At 65.2% G+C, this 19,158-nt stretch carries 16 protein-coding genes; 7 read left to right on the top strand and 9 right to left on the bottom strand.

What is annotated here, in order from left to right; all coding sequences use genetic code 11:
• Positions 1-20 precede the first annotated feature (20 nt).
• The gene (locus ACVOLR_RS14090) at positions 21-893 is read right to left on the bottom strand and encodes a type II toxin-antitoxin system RelE/ParE family toxin (RefSeq protein ID WP_481536978.1); all 873 of its coding nucleotides are present in this window, start codon (positions 891-893) and stop codon (positions 21-23) included.
• Between the two features lie 298 nt (positions 894-1,191).
• On the opposite strand from ACVOLR_RS14090, the gene ACVOLR_RS14085 reads away from it, so the two are divergent.
• The 7 genes from ACVOLR_RS14085 (at position 1,192) to ACVOLR_RS14055 (ending at position 8,582) form a co-directional block, all read left to right on the top strand.
• Positions 1,192-1,836: a histidine phosphatase family protein gene (locus tag ACVOLR_RS14085; RefSeq protein ID WP_481536977.1), complete on the top strand. Its 645-nt coding sequence runs from the start codon at positions 1,192-1,194 to the stop codon at positions 1,834-1,836.
• Positions 1,837-2,226: 390 nt separating this feature from the next.
• Positions 2,227-3,501, top strand: coding sequence for a bifunctional tetrahydrofolate synthase/dihydrofolate synthase (gene folC / locus ACVOLR_RS14080; protein ID WP_481536976.1), 1,275 nt, complete (start codon positions 2,227-2,229; stop codon positions 3,499-3,501).
• Positions 3,502-3,567: 66 nt separating this feature from the next.
• Positions 3,568-4,593, top strand: coding sequence for an SPOR domain-containing protein (locus ACVOLR_RS14075; RefSeq protein ID WP_481536975.1), 1,026 nt, complete (start codon positions 3,568-3,570; stop codon positions 4,591-4,593).
• A gap of 60 nt (positions 4,594-4,653) precedes the next feature.
• A complete protein-coding gene (locus ACVOLR_RS14070) occupies positions 4,654-5,388 on the top strand; it encodes a CvpA family protein (protein ID WP_481536974.1) in 735 nt (244 codons plus the stop codon).
• Between the two features lie 29 nt (positions 5,389-5,417).
• Positions 5,418-6,884 carry an amidophosphoribosyltransferase gene (gene purF, locus ACVOLR_RS14065; RefSeq protein ID WP_481536973.1) on the top strand — a complete coding sequence of 489 codons (1,467 nt, stop codon included), beginning with the start codon at positions 5,418-5,420 and terminating at the stop codon, positions 6,882-6,884.
• 206 nt (positions 6,885-7,090) lie between these two features.
• Positions 7,091-7,861: a ferritin-like domain-containing protein gene (locus ACVOLR_RS14060; RefSeq protein ID WP_481536986.1), complete on the top strand. Its 771-nt coding sequence runs from the start codon at positions 7,091-7,093 to the stop codon at positions 7,859-7,861.
• A 265-nt stretch (positions 7,862-8,126) separates the two neighbouring features.
• Entirely contained in the window at positions 8,127-8,582 is a 456-nt protein-coding gene (locus tag ACVOLR_RS14055; protein ID WP_481536972.1) for a COG3650 family protein, read from the top strand.
• Between the two features lie 282 nt (positions 8,583-8,864).
• On the opposite strand, the gene lpxH is transcribed toward ACVOLR_RS14055, so the two are convergent.
• The 8 genes from lpxH to ACVOLR_RS14015 form a co-directional block, all read right to left on the bottom strand.
• The gene (gene lpxH / locus ACVOLR_RS14050; protein WP_481536971.1) at positions 8,865-9,605 is read right to left on the bottom strand and encodes a UDP-2,3-diacylglucosamine diphosphatase; all 741 of its coding nucleotides are present in this window, start codon (positions 9,603-9,605) and stop codon (positions 8,865-8,867) included.
• Positions 9,606-9,625: 20 nt separating this feature from the next.
• Positions 9,626-10,168 carry a phosphatase PAP2 family protein gene (locus tag ACVOLR_RS14045; protein ID WP_481536970.1) on the bottom strand — a complete coding sequence of 181 codons (543 nt, stop codon included), beginning with the start codon at positions 10,166-10,168 and terminating at the stop codon, positions 9,626-9,628.
• A complete protein-coding gene (locus ACVOLR_RS14040) occupies positions 10,149-11,288 on the bottom strand; it encodes a glycosyltransferase family 4 protein (protein ID WP_481536969.1) in 1,140 nt (379 codons plus the stop codon). The genes ACVOLR_RS14045 and ACVOLR_RS14040 overlap by 20 nt, the downstream gene beginning before the upstream one ends.
• 174 nt (positions 11,289-11,462) lie before the next feature.
• On the bottom strand, positions 11,463-12,989 hold the full coding sequence (gene ppx / locus ACVOLR_RS14035) for an exopolyphosphatase (protein ID WP_481536968.1): 1,527 nt from the start codon (positions 12,987-12,989) through the stop codon (positions 11,463-11,465).
• A 178-nt stretch (positions 12,990-13,167) separates the two neighbouring features.
• Positions 13,168-15,252, bottom strand: coding sequence for a polyphosphate kinase 1 (ppk1, locus tag ACVOLR_RS14030; protein WP_481536967.1), 2,085 nt, complete (start codon positions 15,250-15,252; stop codon positions 13,168-13,170).
• Positions 15,249-16,589, bottom strand: a complete 1,341-nt coding sequence (gene phoR, locus ACVOLR_RS14025; RefSeq protein WP_481536966.1) for a phosphate regulon sensor histidine kinase PhoR — start codon at positions 16,587-16,589, stop codon at positions 15,249-15,251. The genes ppk1 and phoR overlap by 4 nt, the downstream gene beginning before the upstream one ends.
• 81 nt (positions 16,590-16,670) lie before the next feature.
• Positions 16,671-17,360 carry a phosphate regulon transcriptional regulator PhoB gene (phoB, locus tag ACVOLR_RS14020; protein WP_481531484.1) on the bottom strand — a complete coding sequence of 230 codons (690 nt, stop codon included), beginning with the start codon at positions 17,358-17,360 and terminating at the stop codon, positions 16,671-16,673.
• A gap of 112 nt (positions 17,361-17,472) precedes the next feature.
• Positions 17,473-19,140 (bottom strand): M48 family metalloprotease, encoded by a 1,668-nt coding sequence (locus ACVOLR_RS14015; RefSeq protein ID WP_481536965.1) that lies wholly within the window; start codon positions 19,138-19,140, stop codon positions 17,473-17,475.
• Between the last annotated feature and the right edge of the window lie 18 nt (positions 19,141-19,158).

The raw sequence follows: 19,158 nt of genomic DNA, 5'->3' as shown, positions 1-19,158 counted from the left end.
AGCATGGCTCGGCACTACGCTCAGCGGTACGGGCCGGGCCCGCGCCACAGCAGTTCGCCATAGCGGTAGACATACATCACGATGACAAACTGGCGGGCATCGCCGATGTCCTGCAGCTCGGGTGAGCCGGCCTGCAGCATGCGGCACTTGCTGGAGCCACGACGCAGCGCAACCTCGGCCGGGCAGACCATCAGGTAGGTGGTGCCGGGCAGCGGGATCGACAGTTCCTTCTTGCCATCCACTTCCTTGGCACCGTCCATCCAGGCGCGCAGCTTTTCCTCGCTGAGCAGGTCATAGACGATCTGGTAGCCGCCGACTTCCATGGCCGGTGCTCCGGCGCTGCGGTCAACGCGCTTGCCGCTGTCATTGCCCTGACCGGCGGAGCGACCGTAATCGTCCTGCGCGGTGGTCCTGTCCAGCGAACCGGGCGGGCGCCCGGTCCAGGTCTGCGGACGCCGCGGCACGGTTTCCGACGGGCTGGCAGCAGCTGCCGGTGCGGCCGGGGTCTGGGCCTGGTCCTGGGTCTTGGTTTCTTCCTGCTCCGGCTCGCTCGGTGGCTCGATGTAGCGGGCCTCCGGCACCGGCTTGCGGTCTTCGCTGCGCCTATGCGTGGTTGGCTTGGGCTTGGAGCGCGTGGTCTTGTCGGGCTTGTCCTGCGGCGGCACCTTGCTTGGCTGCGTGGACGGCGGTGCCTCGCCGACGAAATCGACCTTGGTCCGGCCGCCGCCCGATGAGCCCTGCGGCGAGGAAACCACCGGTGGATTGGAGTACATCAGGAGCAACAGCATCAGCACATGCAGCACGACCGTTATCAGCACCGCGACCCAGCGGTCGCGGCGTTCATGCCAGAGCTTGAATTTGAACTGCTTGGGTGAACTGGGGGTGCTGGTCATGCCGCGATCTGGGGCCTTGAAGGTGCTGCCCTCGTGCGGAAGTCACGCCGTGCCACCGATAGGGAACCGGCATGGTAACGCCTGTGCCCGGCACGCAACCGTGCCGTCAGTGCTGTTGCCCTTTACTGTTGCGGTTAGGTCAGGCAGCTGCGGCAAATCGCGGGCACAGTTGGTTCAGTTGCCGGCGCTGGATCCGTATCGAAGGTAACCGTGGGCGGTATCGGCGCACGGCCGGGCTATGATGCCCCTCCCGCCGCGGACAGCTGGCGGGGACTCCCACCACAATGGAAACAGCTGCATGCGCATCCTGCTTGCCCGTCACGGCGAAACGCCGTGGAACGCCGAAGGCCGCTACCAGGGCCAGATCGACATTCCTCTCTCACCGGTGGGTGAGGCCCAGGCAAAAGCCTTGGGTGAGCGGTTGGCCGATGTGCAGATCACCCGCGCTGTGGCCTCGCCGCTGAGCCGTGCGCAGGCCACCGCCAAGGCTGCATTGGGCGGCGCGCGCGAAGCCATGTTGCTGACCGAGCCGGACCTGCAGGAGATCGCCCACGGTGAGTGGGAAGGCCTGCTCGCCAGCGAGATCGACGAGAAAGACCCGGCACGCCTGCGCGCCTGGCGCGAAGAGCCCGACACCGTGTTGATGCCCGGCGGCGAATCGCTGCGCCAGGTGCTGGACCGCAGCTGGCGCGGCCTGACCGCCGCCGCCGAAGGCCTGGGCGAAGACGACACCTTGCTGGTGGTCGCGCATGACGCGGTCAACCGCGTCATTCTGTGCAAGATCCTCGGCCTGCCGATTTCCAAGCTGTGGAGCTTCCGCCAGGCCCCGACCACGCTGAACCTGCTGGAAGGCCCGGACGTTGAGCACCTGGAAGTGGTGCGGCTGAACGACTGCGCCCACCACACCCCGTTCTTTGGCGAAGCCAAGCATCGCGCGCTGTAATCGGACCACGTAATCCGCGTTCGGTAGGGCCCAGCCATGCTCGGCTGAGGCTCTACCGGTAGATCAGCAGGCCCCGGAGGGGCTCGATTGTGGGAGCGGCGTCAGCCGCGAAGCCCATCGTCTTTGAGGTTGCAGGTTTGCTGGAGATTCCAGCAAATCCTGCTTCGCGGCTGACGCCGCTCCCACAAATTGGCTGGGGCCGATGGCTTATTGGTGAAGCCCCTGCCGAGCATGGCTCGGCACTACGGATTGCCTGGCGGGTGCATCCCAGCCTGACATGCCGGCAAGCTTGGCGGCCGAGGGCAGCTGCCGCTGTATCATGAGCACCATTCCCGCGCGCAACGCGCAGCCGGATTTCTGTGCCGGCCCATGATCCAGAGAGTCCTTCGCATGTCTTCCGCCCGTCCCGCCACGCTAGAACAGTGGCTCGCCCATATCGAACAGCAGCACCCACAAGCCATCGCCATGGGCTTGGAGCGCGTGCGCGAAGTCGCCCAGCGCATGCAGCTGGGGCGGCCGGCCGAGCACTGCATCGTGGTTGGTGGCACGAATGGCAAGGGTTCGACCGTGGCCTTCATCGAGTCCATCGCCCGTGCCGCTGAGTGGAAGGTGGGTGCCTATACCTCGCCGCACCTGCTGCGCTACAACGAGCGCGTGCGCATCGACGGCAAGGACGTGGATGACGCCAGTCTGGTGGCCGGCTTCAACGCGGTCGAAGACGCCCGTGGCGACACCGCGCTGACCTATTTCGAATACGGCACGCTGTGCGCGCTGTGGCTGTTCCAGCAGGCCGGATTGGATCTGGCGGTGCTGGAAGTCGGCCTCGGCGGACGTCTGGATGCGGTCAACATCATCGACGCCGATGTGGCGGTGATTACTACTGTCGACATCGACCACGCCGACTGGCTGGGCAACGACCGCGAAGTCATCGGCGAAGAGAAGGCCGGCATCATCCGTGGCTGGAAGCCGCTGATTCTTGGCGAGATCGATCCGCCGTCCAGCGTGTTGCGCCGCGCCTACGTACTGGGTGCCAACGCGATCCGCTTCGGCAGCGATTTCTTTGCCGAGGATATCGATGCCGAACTGTGGCGTTGGCGTGATGTCTCGTTCCGTCTGGAACTGCCGCAGCCCGCATTGTGGGCGCCGATCCAGCGCAACAACGCCGCTACCGCGGTGGCTGCGTTGCGCGCCTTGGACAAGCCGGTGCCGCGCGATGCATGGGCACAAGGTGTTGCCGATGCGCAGGTGGTTGGGCGTCTGCAGCGTTTCGAGCGCGGCGGCATTGAAGTGTTGCTGGATGTGGGGCACAACCCGCAGGCCGCTGGCGCTTTGGCTGCAGCATTGAAGGCCGAGCCAGTGCAGGGCCGCACGTTCGCGGTCTATGCCGCGCTGGCCGACAAGGACGCTGCCGGTGTGGTCGATGCCCTGCAGGCACAGGTCGATGGCTGGTTCCTGGCCGGGCTGAAAGGTACGCGTGGGCAAACCTCCGCGCAGCTGCGCGAGCGCCTGATGCAGACCGCTGCTGCCGAGGCCAGCTTGTCCGACAACGTTGCCAAGGCGCTGGGCGCCGCATTGGCTCAGGCCCAGCAAGGCGACCGGGTGCTGGTGTTCGGCTCCTTCCATACGGTGGCCGAAGCACTGCCACTACTCCGTTCAGCTGACTAAGACGCTGCTGCGCGTGCCCCGCATATAATCACCGGGGCACTCCGCCGCGCCGCGCATACGCCAATTGTGGAAACTCCTCTGAAACAGCGACTGATTGGTGCCATCGTTCTGGTGGCGCTTGCCGTGATCTTCCTGCCGATGCTGGTCAAAGGGCCTGCGCCGGACAGTGGCGTACAGGACGTGCCGTTGAGCGCGCCCGTGGCACCGGCCGAAGGCCAGTTTGAAACCCGCGAGCTGCCGCTGGTTGCGCCTGGCGCACCCGCAGGTGGCGCCTTGGGCATGCCCGCCGCACAGCCGGAAACCGGTGTGGCTGCCGCTGTCGAGCAGCCGGCCAATGGCTTGCCGCCGTCGGCTGCTGCCGGCAACTACGCGGTCAATTTTGGTGCCTATGGCAGCGAGGTCGATGCCGACGCTGTGATCGCGCACCTGAAGAAAGCCAATCTGCCGGGCTTCCGCCAGGCCGATACCATCAATGGCCGCCCGGCCTGGCGCGTGCGCATCGGTCCGTATGCCGATCGCGCCCAGGCTGAACTGGTGCGGCTGGAAGCGGGCAAGGTCCGTAACGACGTGAATGCGCAGGTGGTGGTGCTCAACGCCACTGCCGAAAACGCCGTGCCGGCACCGACCGCTACTGCCACGCCGGCTGCCAGCAGCACCGCTACCGCTGCAGCAAACACTGCGCCGGTCCGCACCGAGGCCTTGCCGCCGGAGCCGGCCAAGCCGGTCGCCGTTGCACCCAAGCCCGAGCCCAAGCCCGCTGCCAAGCCGGAGGCGCCGAAGCCTGAGCCGGCCAAGCCGGTAGCGGCAACCCCGGCCAAGCCGGCAGTCACCACCCCGGCCGCGCCAGCTGCCAGCGGTGTAGGTTTCGCCGTGCAGCTTGGTGCCTTTGGCCAGGCCGCCGATGCCAATGCATTGCGTGACCGCGCGCGTGCCGCCGGCTTCAGTGCTTTTGTCGAGCAGGTGCGTACCGATAACGGCGTGCTCAACCGCGTCCGCATCGGACCGGTGGCCAGCCGCGAGCAGGCTGAACAGCTCAAGGCGCAGGTCGCGGCCAAGGTCGGCATCGCCGGCATGGTCCGCCCGCATCCTTGATGCCGCACTGCGTCCCTTTGATCAGTCGCGCAATCCTGTGCTGCACCTGCGGGGCGCGCGGTGATTGATCTGGTGTTGTTGGCGCTGATCGGCGTGTCGGCCCTGTTCGGGCTGATGCGCGGGCTGCTGGCGACCGTGCTGGGCGTGGTGAACTGGTTGTTGGCAGGCGCGGCCGCCTTTTACTACGGCGCGCGCGCTGCCTTGCTGCTGGCCGATCAAGGCCAGCCCAGCGCTGGCGACTACGTCGGCGGCTATCTGCTGGTATTCATCGGTGTGCTGCTGGCGGCCACCCTGGTCGGGCGCCTGCTGCGCGGCGTGGTCGATGCCACGGTACTACTGAAATGGCCGGATCGGCTGCTCGGTCTGGCCTTGGGTGCGGTGCGCGGGGTGCTGTTGGCGGTGCTGGCGGTACTGCTGCTGGGCTTCACCTCGATGGATGAAGAACCGGGCTGGCGCCAGTCCAGCGTGGTGCCTTGGCTGCAACCGATGGCTGACTGGGCACGCGAAAAGCTGCCGCAGCCACCTGAATCGCCGGCAATGGCACTGATGGACTTGGGTAAGTCGGTGCTGGCAGGCGATAATGGCGGACCGAACGAAGCAGATGCGGGCAGTGGCTTGCTACCGGCGCCGTTGGAAGGGACGCGTTTTGATCCCCGCCAGCGCAGCGCAGAGCAAAGCCGAGCTGACCCGGCGGGGGCGTTGCCCTCCAACATCGATCCGGCGCAGGTGCGCCCGGGTCAACTCAAGCCGATACGGGTTGAGCCTCAGGGCCAGGCACGGCCACCTTCACGTTAACGGGCATCGCCCAGCGGAGATCGCGCAACATGTGTGGCATCGTCGGAATCGTCGGCAACCAAAACGTCGCCGGGCAGCTTTATGACGGCCTGACCGTCCTCCAACACCGTGGCCAGGATGCGGCCGGTATCGCTACCGCTGACGGCACTCGCCTACGCGTGGAAAAGGCCAACGGCCTGGTCCGTGATGTATTCGACGAGCGCCGCATGGAGCTGCTGCAGGGTCGCATCGGCATTGCCCATGTGCGCTACCCGACCGCAGGCTCGGAAGGCACCGACGAGGCGCAGCCGTTCTACGTCAACTCGCCGTACGGCATCGCGCTGGCGCACAACGGCAACCTGATCAATACCGAGGCGCTGCGTCGCCAGGTATTCGAGGCCGACCGCCGCAACATCAATACCGATTCGGACAGCGAAGTGCTGTTGAACGTGTTCGCCTACGAACTGGACGCGCAGCGCATGCTGACTCCGGAAGCGGCGATCCGCGCCGTGGCCGGTGTGCACCGTCGCTGCAAGGGCGGCTATGCGGTGGTCAGCGTGGTGCTGGGCCTGGGCCTGGTTGCCTTCCGCGACCCGCACGGCATCCGCCCGCTGGTGCTGGGCAAGCGCATGCATGCCGAAGGTATCGAGTATGCGGTGGCTTCCGAATCAGTGGCGCTGGACGTGCTTGGCTTCGAGCGCATGCGCGATGTCGCACCGGGCGAAGCGGTGGTTATCACCGAGCGCGGTGAGCTGTTCACCGAAGTCTGCGCCACCAGCACCCAGCAGACCCCGTGCATCTTCGAGTACGTGTATTTCGCACGTCCCGACTCGATGATGGACAACGTGTCGGTGCACAAGGCGCGCATGCGCATGGGCCAGAAGCTGGGCGAGAAGATCCTGCGCCTGCGTCCGGACCATGACATCGACACCATCATCCCGATCCCGGACACCTCGCGCGATGCCGCGCTGGAAATGTCCAACGTGCTCGGCGTGAAGTACCGCGAAGGCTTCGTCAAAAACCGCTACGTCGGCCGCACCTTCATCATGCCGGGCCAGGGTGAGCGGGTGAAGTCCGTGCGTCGCAAGCTCAATCCGATCCATCTGGAATTCCGCAACCGCGTGGTGCTGCTGGTCGATGACTCCATCGTGCGCGGCACCACCAGCCAGCAGATCGTGCAGATGGCGCGCGATGCCGGTGCGCGCAAGGTCTATCTGGCCAGCGCAGCGCCACCGGTGCGTTACCCGAACATCTACGGTATCGATATGCCGGCGGCCGAAGAACTGGTCGCGCACAACCGCAGCGTCGAGGAAATCGAGAAGCACCTTGGCTGTGATTGGCTGGTGTACCAGGACCTGGAAGATCTGGAAGTTGCAGTGCGCGAAGGCAACCCGGAGTTGAAGGAATTCGATTCGTCCTGCTTCAACGGCGAATACGTCACCGGCATCGAGCCGGGTTACTTCGAGCGCATCCAACAGCTGCGTTCGGACGAAGCCAAGACCCAGCGCCGCGCATAAGAATTGGGAGGGCTCATAACCCTTCTCCCGCACGCAGCGCTCAAAGCCCCTCTCCCGCACGCGGGAGAGGGGTTGGGGTGAGGGCAGAACGAAGCGGCACTCTGTGAGCACCCATGAACCCGCAACAACTACAGCCCGCTACCCCTGCATTTGCTCCGCCCGCCGAAGCAGCAGACTTCTCTCTGCTCGACGCCGCCTGCATCTGCATGGCCGCCGCCGATCCGCTTGAAAAAGTCGCACTCACCCAGCACTACGCCGCGCGCTACCGCGCTGGCACATTGAAGCTGCCGGCAGCAGCGCCAGACCCTGACCCGATCCGCTCGCCCGGCCGCCCGCCACAACTGGTGCTGGTGCACCCGCGCGACCTGCCGCGCCGTGGCCTGGGATCAGTGGATGGACGTGCCGCCTTCATCCACGCCATCGCCCATATCGAACTCAATGCCATCGACCTGGCCTGGGACGCGGTCTATCGCTTCCGTGGCCTGCCGGGCAGCTTCTACGCCGATTGGGTGAGCTGCGCCGACGATGAGTCGCGCCACTTCGTACTGCTGCGTGATCGTCTACTGGCACACGGCCACGACTATGCCGATTTTCCCGCCCACAACGGCCTGTGGGAAATGTGCGAGAAAACCGCGCACGATGGTCTGGCACGCATGGCCTTGGTGCCGCGCGTGCTGGAAGCGCGCGGGCTGGATGTGACGCCTGCGATGATCAGCAAGCTGCGCTCGCTGGGTGATGCAACCACCGCCGACGTGCTGGAGGTGATCCTGCGTGAAGAGGTGGCCCACGTAGCTGCTGGCACGCGCTGGTACCACTGGTATTGCGCGCGGGTGGGTGTCGAGCCGCGCAAACGTTTCAAAGAGCTGCTGGGCGAATACGCTGGCGGTTACCTGCGCGGGCCGTTCAATCTGGAAGCGCGGTTGTTGGCAGGTTTCGATGAAGAAGAACTGGTCTATCTGGTAGAGCAGGCCGGTTGACGCCTGCATGCGGCAACGTGCCTTCAATCATGCTGATGGCCAGCGTTTCCGCCGATCTTGAGCGCCGCAAGGGATGAACGCTGGCCGCAACCCGGGCCGTGTCTGATTGACTGCCGGCTTGCCTGCGTTCCACCATCAGGTTCGGCACGTGGCGCACTATCTTGTTCTGCGCCCGCCATGCGGTGACCGATGGCAGGGCCATCATCCGGTTGAGGCGAACGTCAACGTGTTTTCGATCGGCAACGACGTAATCAAGGAGAGAACGATGAAGCAGATTTTTACCGTGGCCGCGATGGTGCTGGCGCTATCGGCATGCAACGGGCCCAAGCCTGCTACTGATGCCGATGCCGCCGCGCCGACACCGGTGGCGCCCGTCGCAGCGGCTGAAGCTGACGCCAGGGATGATTTCCCGGTCATCGTGCAGGCCTCGGGCACCGAGCCGTTCTGGGGTGTGCGCGTGGACGGTGCCAAGCTCGACTACAGCACCCCGGAAACCCAAGCCAGCCCGCAGCATTTCGAAGGCAGCCGCGCGCTGCAGGATGGCTTGCTGGTAGTGCAGGGCGGCGAGGGCAAGGATGCATTTCGGCTGACCTTGCAGCGCGCCGAGTGCTCGGACGGCATGTCCGACCTGAAACACCCGTTCACCGCCGAATTCGTGCTGGGCAAGGACACCTTCAAGGGCTGCGCCCGCGACCCGTCGGTACCGGTGGAAGCTCCCTGATCCAGGCTGCTGCTCCAACCTTGTGGGAGCGGCGTAAGCCGCGAAGCCACAAATGCAAAAACCGCCAGACAGGGTTGCGATTGCAGCCACATCTGGCGGTTTTTTTTATGTCAGCTTCGCAGCTCACACCGCTCCCACAAAACATATGGTCGAGCCTTGTAGGAGCGGCGTAAGCCGCGAAGCCACAAATGCAAAAACCGCCCGACGGGTCTGCGATTGCAGCCATATCAGGCGGTTCTCTTTGCTCCGGCTTCGCGGCTGACGCCGCTCCTACAACTGTGGTCAGCCCAATGCTTCCAGCCGATAGCCATCCGCATCCACACGCAGCACCGAACCCTGCTCGTACCAGTCGCCCAGCACGATGCGGGTGAAGCTGTGCTCCCCTGCATTCACGGTATGGATCGCCGGGCGATGGGTGTGGCCATGGATCATTGTGTCCACGCCGTAACGCTGGAAGGTGGCAAGCACCTCGGCGGGTGCCACATCGGTGACGGTTTCAAACGTCGCCTTGTCGTCCTGCTTCATTTCCGATTGATGCGCCTGGCTGGCGGCACGGGCCTTCTGCGCGAAGGCGACGCGGGCTTCCAGCGACTGCGACAGGAACTGGGCGATGAAGGCCGGGTTGCGGGTCTGTGCGCGGAAGGCCTGATAGGCGACATCGTCGGTGCACAGAAGATCGCCGTGCTGCAGCAGTACCGGCTTTCCGTAGAGCTGGATCACTGACGGATCCGGCAGGATGCGCATGCCGGCGCGGGCGGCATAGTCGTTGCCGAGCAGGAAATCGCGATTGCCACGGATGAAGTACACCGGCACGCCGGCATCGCTGACTTCGCGCAGCGCCAGTGCGACCGCATCGGCGGCGCTGGAGGGCGTGTCATCCCCAATCCAGGCTTCGAACAGATCGCCCAGGATGTACAGCGCCTCGGCCTGCCGCGCTTCGCCGCGCAGGAAGTCGAGGAACAGGTCAGTGATGGCTGGACGGCTGGGGTCCAGATGCAGGTCGGAGATGAACAGCGTTGTCATGCCCGCATTGTAGAGCCTGATCAGCCAGCGAGCAGCGGCAGCAGTTGCAGCGAGCCGGTGCCGAGGAGCACCCCGATGGCGGTGGCGGCCAGTACATCGCTGGGGTAATGCAGGCCCAGTACCACCCGCGACAATGCTACGCCGACGGTGAAGGGCAGCAACAGCGGGGCCAACCAAGGGTAATAGGCCAGCGCCACCACGGTGAAGGACACCGCGTGCAGGGTGTGGCCGGAGGGAAAGCTGTATTCATCCAGCGGCGCCACCCAGGCGCGGATGCGCAGGTCGGCGGCGAATGGGCGCGGACGCCGGGTCCAGCGTTTGAGAAGTTTGTACAGGGTCAGCGCCAACACGCCGGTGGCGGCCATATGCGCGGAAGCCTGCAGGCCATCCAGGCCATCGGCCAGCACCAGCGCGCCCATCAGCATGTACCAGAACACGCCATCGCCGAGCCGGCTCAGTGCCGAGAACAGCCGGCGGATGCCACGACGGCGGCCGTAACGGTTTGCGCGCCGGCACCAGCGGGCCTCACGCGCGGCGATTCCTTCAGGCGGCAGCAATGGCATGGCAGCGTCTCCGGGAGGCCAGTTCGCTGAGCAGTGCTTCAAATTCGGCGACCACGTGTTCCGGGTGCAGGCGCTGCATCGCGCGGCTGGCGTTTGCACCGAGGGTGCTGCGCATCTCGTCATCGTTGGCTAGCTGCACGGCGGCGGCGATGAAGTTCTCATCGTTGTCCACGGCAACCCCACTGTGCCCACTGCGCAGGTGTTCGCGGGCAGCGCCATAGTTGAAGGCCACCGTCGCTACGCCGCTGGCCATGGCTTCCAGGGTGACGTTGCCAAAGGTTTCGCTGCGGCTGGCGAACAGGAACAGATCGCCACTGGCGAAGTGTCTGGCCAGTGCTTCGCCGCGCTGTACACCACAGAAGATGAAGTCCGGGTTCTGCTCGGCCAGCTTCTCGCGCATCGGCCCATCACCAACCCAGACAAAGCGCGCCTTCGGCCGCTGTTGCTGGATGCGACGGAATGCCTTGATTGCCAGACCCAGGTTTTTTTCTGCAGCGATGCGACCTACATAGATCACTGCGAAGCCTTCGCCTTCGATGCCCCAGTCAGCACGCAAAGCGGCATCGCGTTTATTGGGGTCGAATTGGCTGCCATCTACTGCGCGCGCCAGTAGCCGCGCACGTGAAAAACCATTGTCCAGAAGAAACTGTTGCAGCTCGCGGGTGGGGACCAAGGTGGCTTCTGCCTGATTGTGGAAACGGCGCATCCAGCGCAGTGCGGTGCCTTGCAACCAGGCAGCGCCATAGTCGGGCAGATACTCATCAAAACGCGTGTGCAGACCCGAGGCGACCGGGATGCCCAGCCGCCGCGCGGTGCGCATTGCCGACCAGCCCAGCGGGCCTTCCGTGGCCACGTAGACTGCATCCGGGCGTTGTTGCTGCCATTGCCGGGCCAGCCGCAAAGGTGCCGGCAGGCCGAAGCGCAGGCCGGGGTAGCGTGGCAGGCCAGCACCGCGGACCAGTACTTCGTGGGTGGCGCCGGTGCCATCCTGTTGTTGACGCGGGCGGACCACATCGACGTCATGGCCGCGGTTGCGCAGGCCGTGTTCCAGCCCCTGCACGGTCAAGGCAACGCCATTGACCTCCGGCGGATAGGTCTCGGTGACGATCGCAAAGCGCATGGCTGGCTCCCGGTTTTTGGCGAGGATGCGCTGAGCCGATGAAGCACCTGTTACTGTGATTTGACTGCTTTGTGACGGCCCAGAATGACGAAAACCACGGCCTCCAAAGGGCCGTGGTTCTGTCTGTCCAGCGTGGGTGCGAGGACCTGAGTTCGTGTTGCGTACTGGTGCCGCTCAGGCCACGAATGGCCGGAAGCTGAAACCCAGCCCGGTCATGCCTTCAGCCTCGCCAACCAGATCGGCACGTAGCAGCGGACGGGCGTCGATGTAGTCTTTGGCCAGGATCAGCGACAAAGTGTTGCCGTCAACCGACAGCTCCAGGGTCGGGATCGGGTCGGACTCGTGTGCGCGGTGTAGCAGTACCGCCAGTCGCAGTATTGCCGCCGTGCGTTTGGCCGGCAGCAACAGGCGCTCCGGCAAGGCCTCGAACGCGCTCTTGGGAATGCCGCGGCGATGGGTGCGGATCAATGCGGCCAGCATCTGCTGTTCCTGACGCGAGAAACCGGCGATGTCCGAATGCTCGATCACGTAGCTGCCGTGGGTGTGATAACCGCTGTGCGCGATCATCAGGCCCAGCTCATGCAGGCGCGCGGCCCAACCGAGCATCCGCGCATCGTCGACATCCAGCTTCCACGCGTCCGACACTTGTTCGAACAGCCGTTGTGCAGTGGCTTCCACGCGCTGTGCCTGGGCTTCGTCGATGGCGTAACGCAGGGTAAGTGCGGCCACCGATTCGTCGCGCGGATCGTTGTCGTTGGCGCGGCCCATGATGTCGTAGAGGATGCCTTCGCGCATCGCCGCCTTGCTGACCAGCAGCTTCTGCAGGCCCAAGGCCTGGAACGCGGCTTCCAGTACCAGTACGCCACCGGCGATGATCGGGCGGCGCTCGGCGGACAGCGTCGGCAGCTCGATCTCGTTGATGTTCTTGGCGCGCAGCAGTTCTTCGCGCAGCTGCGGCAGCGCTTCGGCGGTGATCGCGCCCTTGCTCAGCTTCATTGCCGCGCAGATCTCGCTGATCGCCTTGTGGGTGCCGGACGAGCCCAGTGCTTCCTGCCAGCCCAGTGCCTTGTACTTGTTGGCGAAGGGCTGGAACTCGGCGCCGATCTCGGTGAGTGCGTCTTTCCAGCGTTTCTTGCTCAACTTGCCGCCGGGGAAGAAACGCCGGGTACTGGCGATACAGCCGGCCTGCAGACTTTCGCGTTCCAGCGTCTGCATGCCCTGGCCGATGATGAACTCGGTGGAGCCGCCGCCGATGTCGATCACCAACCGGTGCTGGTCGGGCTTGGGCGGTTGCGCATGGGCGACGCCGAGGTAGATCAGGCGCGCTTCTTCGCGGCCGCTGACCACTTCGATGGCGTGGCCGAGCGCGGTTTCCGCCGGCATCAGGAACGACAGCGGCGAGCGCAGCTGGCGCACGGTATTGGTGGCCAATGCACGTACGCGGTAGGGCGGGATGTTGCGGATGCGCTGACCGAAACGGGCCAGGCACTCCAGCGCGCGCTGGCGGGCTTCGGGCGACAGGCCGCCCTTGCCATCCAGGCCGTCGGCCATGCGCACGGTTTCGCGCAGGCGGTCCACCACCCGCAGCTGCCCGAGCAGGTAGCGCGCGATGACCATATGGAAACTGTTGGAGCCCAGGTCGATGGCGGCCAGCAGGTCGCCGTCCTGCAGGGGCGGTGGGGTCAAGGAAGACTGGGGCATGGCGGAATGGTAGCGGATGAAGTAACCAGGGACATAGATGCGGGATCCGGGAACCAGTGGCGGCGCGGTCTGCGACGGGTACGCCAGACGCTAACGGCCGCCCACGTAGGAACCAGTGAAAGCGGGCGGATGCCCGCTGTTGCACTGGTTCCTTCCACTTGCTCTCGATGGCTGCTGCTTACAGCCCTTCCATCAATGCCTGTTGCGCCGAATGCGGAGGCTGGCCGGGTGCTGGCTCGCACTTGATGTAGCGGCCGTCTTCCTGCAGATCCCAGGCATTGAGGTTGTCGTCCAGGTAGTTCTGCAGTACTTCGCGGTAGATGCGCCGGGCCAGGTCGGTGTCCAGGATCGGGAAGCAGGTTTCCACGCGACGCAGCAGGTTGCGTTCCAGCCAGTCGGCACTGGCGCAGTACAGCTCGGGGGCACCGTTGTTGCCGAACCAGTAGACGCGGCTGTGCTCGAGGAAGCGGCCGACGATCGAGCGCACGCGGATGTTGTCCGATACGCCTTCCACGCCCGGTCGCAGGGTGCAGGCGCCGCGCACGATCAGGTCGATCTGCACGCCGGCCTGCGAGGCCGCGTACAGGGCGCGGATCACCTGCGCCTCGTTGAGGGCGTTCATCTTGGCGATGATGCGCGCCGGCTTGCCGTCCAGGGCAAGCTTGGTCTCGCGCTCGATGCGCTTGATCAGCCCGGCATGCAGGGTGAATGGCGATTGCAGCAGGCACTTGAGCTTCATCTTCGGGGCCAGCCCGGACAGCTGCTGGAACAGCAGGTGCACATCGTTGCCGATGTCGGCATCGGCGGTGATCAGGCTCAGGTCGGTATACGCGCGGGCAGTGCCGCTGTGGTAGTTGCCGGTGCCCAGATGTACGTAGCGGCGCAGCTTGCGGCCTTCGCGGCGCACGATCAGCAGCATCTTGGCGTGGGTCTTGTAGCCGACCACACCGTAGACGACCTGCACGCCGGCATCCTGCAGGCGATCGGCCAGGCCGAGGTTGGCTTCTTCGTCGAAGCGCGCGCGCAGCTCGACCACGACGGTAACGTCCTTGCCGTTGCGCGCGGCCAGGATCAGCGCCTCGACAATTCCCGAGTCCTTGCCGGTGCGGTACAGGGTCTGCTTGATCGCCAGCACGTTGGGATCGACCGCGGCTTCGCGGATCAGCTCCAGCACAGTGCTGAAGGAATCAAACGGGTGGTGCAGCAGCACGTCGCCCTGCGCGGCGGTCTCGAAGATGCCCTCGGGCGACTTGAACACGCGCGGGGTCATCGGCGGGTACTTCAGGTCCGCGCGCTGCAGCAGGTCATACACCTGGATGACGCGGTTGAGGTTGACCGGGCCATCGATGCGATACGCCGCGTTCTCGGACAGACCGAAATTCTGCAGCAGGGTCTGCATGATGGGTTTCGGGCAGTCGTGGGCGATCTCCAGCCGCACCGCCGGGCGATAGCCGCGGTCGACCAGCTCATCGCGCAGCGCCAGCGCCAGGTTCTCCACTTCTTCCTCGTCCACCACCAGCTCGGAGTTGCGGGTGACGCGGAACTGGTAGGCGCCCTGTACATCCATGCCCGGGAACAACTCATCGACGAAGGCCGACAACACTGCAGACAACAGCACGAAGTTCTGCGGGCCGCCGAGTGACTCCGGCAGCTGGATGATGCGTGGCAGCGAGCGCGGCGCACGCACCAGCGCCAGATGACCGGCGCGGCCGAAGGCGTCGGTGCCCTTCAACACGACGACGATGTTCAGCGACTTGTTGAGGATCTTCGGGAACGGATGCGACGGGTCCAGGCCGAGCGGCGACAGCACCGGCATGATCTCGTTGCGGAAATAGGCGCGCAGCCAACGGCGCTGGCGCGGCGTCCATGTCTTGTTGGCGAGGATGCCGACGCCGGCCTCGCCCAGGGCCGGACGCAGTACCTGGTTCCAGCAGCGGTACTGCTGGTCCACCAGTTCGGCGGCGCGATCGTGGATGGCGTTGAGGATGGCCTGCGGGCTCATCCCGTCCGGCGCCGGCGGCAGGCCGAATTCCTGTGCGTGGCGTACCGCCGCGGCGCGGATCTCGAAGAACTCGTCCAGGTTGGTGCAGGAGATGCACAGGAAGCGCAGCCGCTCCAGCAAAGGCACCTGCTCGTCCATCGCCTGGGCCAGCACGCGGAAATTGAAATCCAGCTGTGACAGTTCCCGGTTGATGTACAGCGACGGATCACGCAGGGGATCGGTGCCGACAGCGGGCGTGGCGGGGGGCGGAGGAGGAGTCATGCCGGGAAGTCTTCCATGGACAAAGGCGAGGGGGATGCATTGCGCGGGCGTACATGCTCGGCGTCGAAGTGGCAGGCAAAGGTGCTGCCCTGGCCGACTTCGCTGCGGATTTCCAGGCGTGCCTGATGCAGGCCAAGAATGTGTTTGACGATGGACAGGCCCAGCCCGGTGCCGCCGCTTTCGCGCGAACGGCTGCTGGAGACGCGATAGAAGCGCTCGGTCAATCGCGGCAGGTGATTGGCCGGAATGCCGTAGCCGGTGTCGGTGACGGCCAGTACTGCGCCGTTGCCTTCGCGGCTGAAGGTCAGGGTGATGCGGCCGCCGGCCGGGGTGTAGCGCACGGCATTGGTCAGCAGGTTGGAGAAGGCGCTGTGCAGCTCCTTGTTGGAACCCGCCAAGTCCACCCCGGCCTGGTCTTCCACGATGATGGTGTGGCGGCCTTGGCTGTGCGCTTCGGCTTCGCGGCGAAGCGAGGCCAGCATCGAGGTCATGCCCACCGTTTCCAGCTCGGTGTGTTGCTGCGATTCCAGGCGCGACAGGGTCAGCAGGTCTTCGACCAGCTGCGCCATGCGCTGCGATTGCTTGCGCATCTCCGACAGCATCGGCCCGGTATCGGGGAAGTCTTCCGGGTCCATCATGTCCAGATAACCGTGCACCACGGTCAGCGGTGTGCGCAGCTCATGCGAGACATTGGCGACGAAGTCGCGGCGTACCTGTTCCAGATGCAGCAGCTTGGTTACATCACGCGCTACGAGCAGCCAATGGTGATCCGAGTAGGGGATCAAACGCATATGCAGGCGGATGGCCGGATCGACCGGCGAGTTGGCATCCAGGATCGGTTCGGCGTTGCGGCCACCGGCCAGCCAATGGGCAAGCGGCAGCGGCTGCAGGCGCGGCACCAAGGCAGCTTCCATGTCGGCCGGGTGCTGCAAGCCGAGCAGGGCGGTGGCGGCTTCGTTGAACCACTGCACGCGCTGGGTGTTGCGGTCGACCACCACCACCGCATCGGGCAGCGCGGCGGCGGCAGCACGGTAGCTGCGCAGCATTTCGACCAGGCGACGCTTGCGCGCGCGCATTTCCTGCTGGTTGCGTGACAGCAGCCGGTCCAGTTCATTCCAGACGCCCACGCCTTTGGGCGTGTCCCAGCGTTGCCGTGCAGTCAATCGCAACAGCAATTGGCGCAGACGCCAGTAGTGCCAGGTCAGCATCGCCAAAGCAGTGATCGCCACGATCAAAGCGGGATGACCCAACAACGCACCCAGTCCCCAGGCCAACAACAGCAACGCGGCCACGGTGGCCAGCGTCTTCAACCAGGCAGATCGGAATTGGCGGGGCATTGCGCTCTCGGTAGTGCTGGGTGGATCCGGCGGGGTTACGGCGGGTTATGGCATCCGTTGCGGCCCAGTGGCCGCAGCGGTTCAGGTGGCTGCGGAGAAGCGGTAACCGGCACCGCGCACGGTCTGCACCATGTTCTCGGCAGCGAACGGTTCAAGCGTCTTGCGCAGGCGGCGGATATGCACGTCGATGGTGCGCTCCTCCACATACACGCTGCCGCCCCAGACATGGTCCAACAACTGCGAGCGTGTGTAGACGCGCTCCGGATGGGTCATGAAGAAGTGCAGCAGACGGTATTCGGTGGGCCCGATCGGCACCGGGACATCGCCAGCAAAGACGCGGTGGGCGGCACCATCGATGCGGATGTTGCCAACGCCGACGCTACCGTCTTCATCATCATCGCGGGTGCGGCGCATCACTGCACGGATACGTGCCAGCAATTCGCGCGCCGAGAACGGCTTGACCACATAGTCGTCGACACCGGCTTCCAGGCCACCGACGCGGTCGTTCTCTTCGCCGCGTGCGGTGAGCATGATGATCGGTACGTCGCGGGTGAGGACTTCCTTGCGCCAGCGGCGGGCAAGTTCCAGGCCGCTGGTGCCCGGCAGCATCCAATCCAGCAGGATCATGTCCGGCACCCGGTCGGCAATGGCAGTCTGCGCTTCGAGTGCATCGCCGGCATGGACCGGGTCGTACTCACCCTTGCGCAGGGCGAAGGCGACCATGTCACGGATCGCGGGTTCGTCATCGACAATCAGGATACGTTTCTGCACGTGGCGCCTACCGGAATGCCCATCAATAAGGGATGTGCTCAGTAGACTACGGTTTGATGACGGGTTTGTGACACGGATGGAGGGTAAACCCGGCAATTTGTCGCAGGCAGGTTCAGTTCCGTGACATTTCCGGGTCGTGGACGCCGAGCCGGCGCATCTCCAGCACGGTCGGCATGATGGATTCGATACGGGCATCCACTCGTGCCCGGCTCACGTAATCCAGTCCGGGCTGCTTGAGCAGGGCCTGGAACTGGATCAGCGCCTGTTCTGGTCGCCCATTCAAGTACGCCGCTTCGGCATAGGCCTCGCTGGCGCGGGTACTGTCGCCTGCCAGTTCGCTGGCGCGGGCAAAGGTGGCCTGGAACACCGGGTCATCGCTGGAACGGGCCAGCAGTGGTCGTAGCATGGCCTGCGCGCGCTGGCCGGAAGCTACACCGCCTTGCTCATTCAGAATCTGGGCATAGGTCAGGGCCACTGGGCGGCTCTGCGGCAGTCGTTTGAGCAGGGCGTCGAAGCGCTTGTTGGCATCTTCGTGGCGACCGCTGCGCGATTCGGCTTCGCCCAGGGCCAGGTTCACCCACAGGTTGTCCGGGTATTCCTGCAGCAGCTGCTGCAGCTCGGGCAGGGCCTGGCCAACGCCGCCGGCGCCGCCGTCACGCAGGCGGGCGATGGCTACGCCATAGCGTTGCGCATCGGTGAGGCCATTCTTCTGGCTGCGCTTGAGGCCTTCGTATTCGCGTACCAGTTCCGACGGGGTAGGCGCGCTGAGCACGCGCAGGCGCTCTCGGGCCCAATCGAACAGGCCGGTGGCGCCGTGCGGCAAGCTGCTGCCGGGCAGCGACAGCTGTAAGCCGGCTGGCAGCAGCGGGTTGCCGCCGCTCAGTGGGCTGCTGCTGGTATCGGGGGCGGATGGGTTGACCCGCTCCTGCAGAACGCCAGTCGGGGTCTGGGTGGTCAACAGGACGGTGTCCTTCTTCATCTGCTCGGCGCGGGCCTTTGCCTCGCTGATGCGGGTGATGTTGACCGGGTGGGTACGCAGGAAATCCGGTGTGGAATAGCCGCCCTCGTTGCCGCGCATCGCTGCCGACATGCGTTCGAAGAAGCCGGCCATCGCGTCCACGTCATAGCCGCTGCGGGCCAGGGTACGGATGCCGAGACGGTCAGCCTCCGACTCGTTGGAGCGGGTGAAATTGATCTGGCGCTGCTGCATCAGCCCCATGCCGGAGGTGATGGCGGCCATGGTCGCATCCCCCGAGGAGTTGCCACCGGCCTGCTGCGCGGCGATCACCGCCGCCAGCATGCCGAGCAGGATGGGAATCTGGTCGCGCTGGGCACGTTCCACCCCGCGCAGCACATGCTGCTGGGTGACGTGGGCGATTTCATGCGACAGCACTGCGGCGACCTCGTCCTCGCGCTCGGCGGTGAGCACCAGGCCGGCGTTCATGCCGATGTAGCCGCCCAATGTGGCAAACGCATTGATCTGCCGGTCCCTCATCATGAAGAACGTGTACTTCTGCTGTGGCTGGGCGCTGTTGGAGCCCAGTCGTGTACCCATGGTACTGAGCCAGTCGTTCACCAGCGGGTCGTCCAGCAGGTAACCATAGTTGCGCAGTTCACGCAGCATCATGCCGCCGTACTCCGCCTGCCGCGCCGGGGTCAGCAGCTCGCCGGCCGACGAACCGATGTCGGGCAGTTTGCTTTCATCGGCGTGGGACAGCGGGGTGGCCAGGGCCAGGGCCAAACTAGTGGCGATAGCGGTGGCAAGCAGCAGGTTGCGCAAGCGGTGACTCCGGGTAGT

Source organism: Stenotrophomonas sp. STEN030 (assembly GCF_056759995.1).
This window is presented reverse-complemented; position numbering and strand designations above follow the sequence as displayed.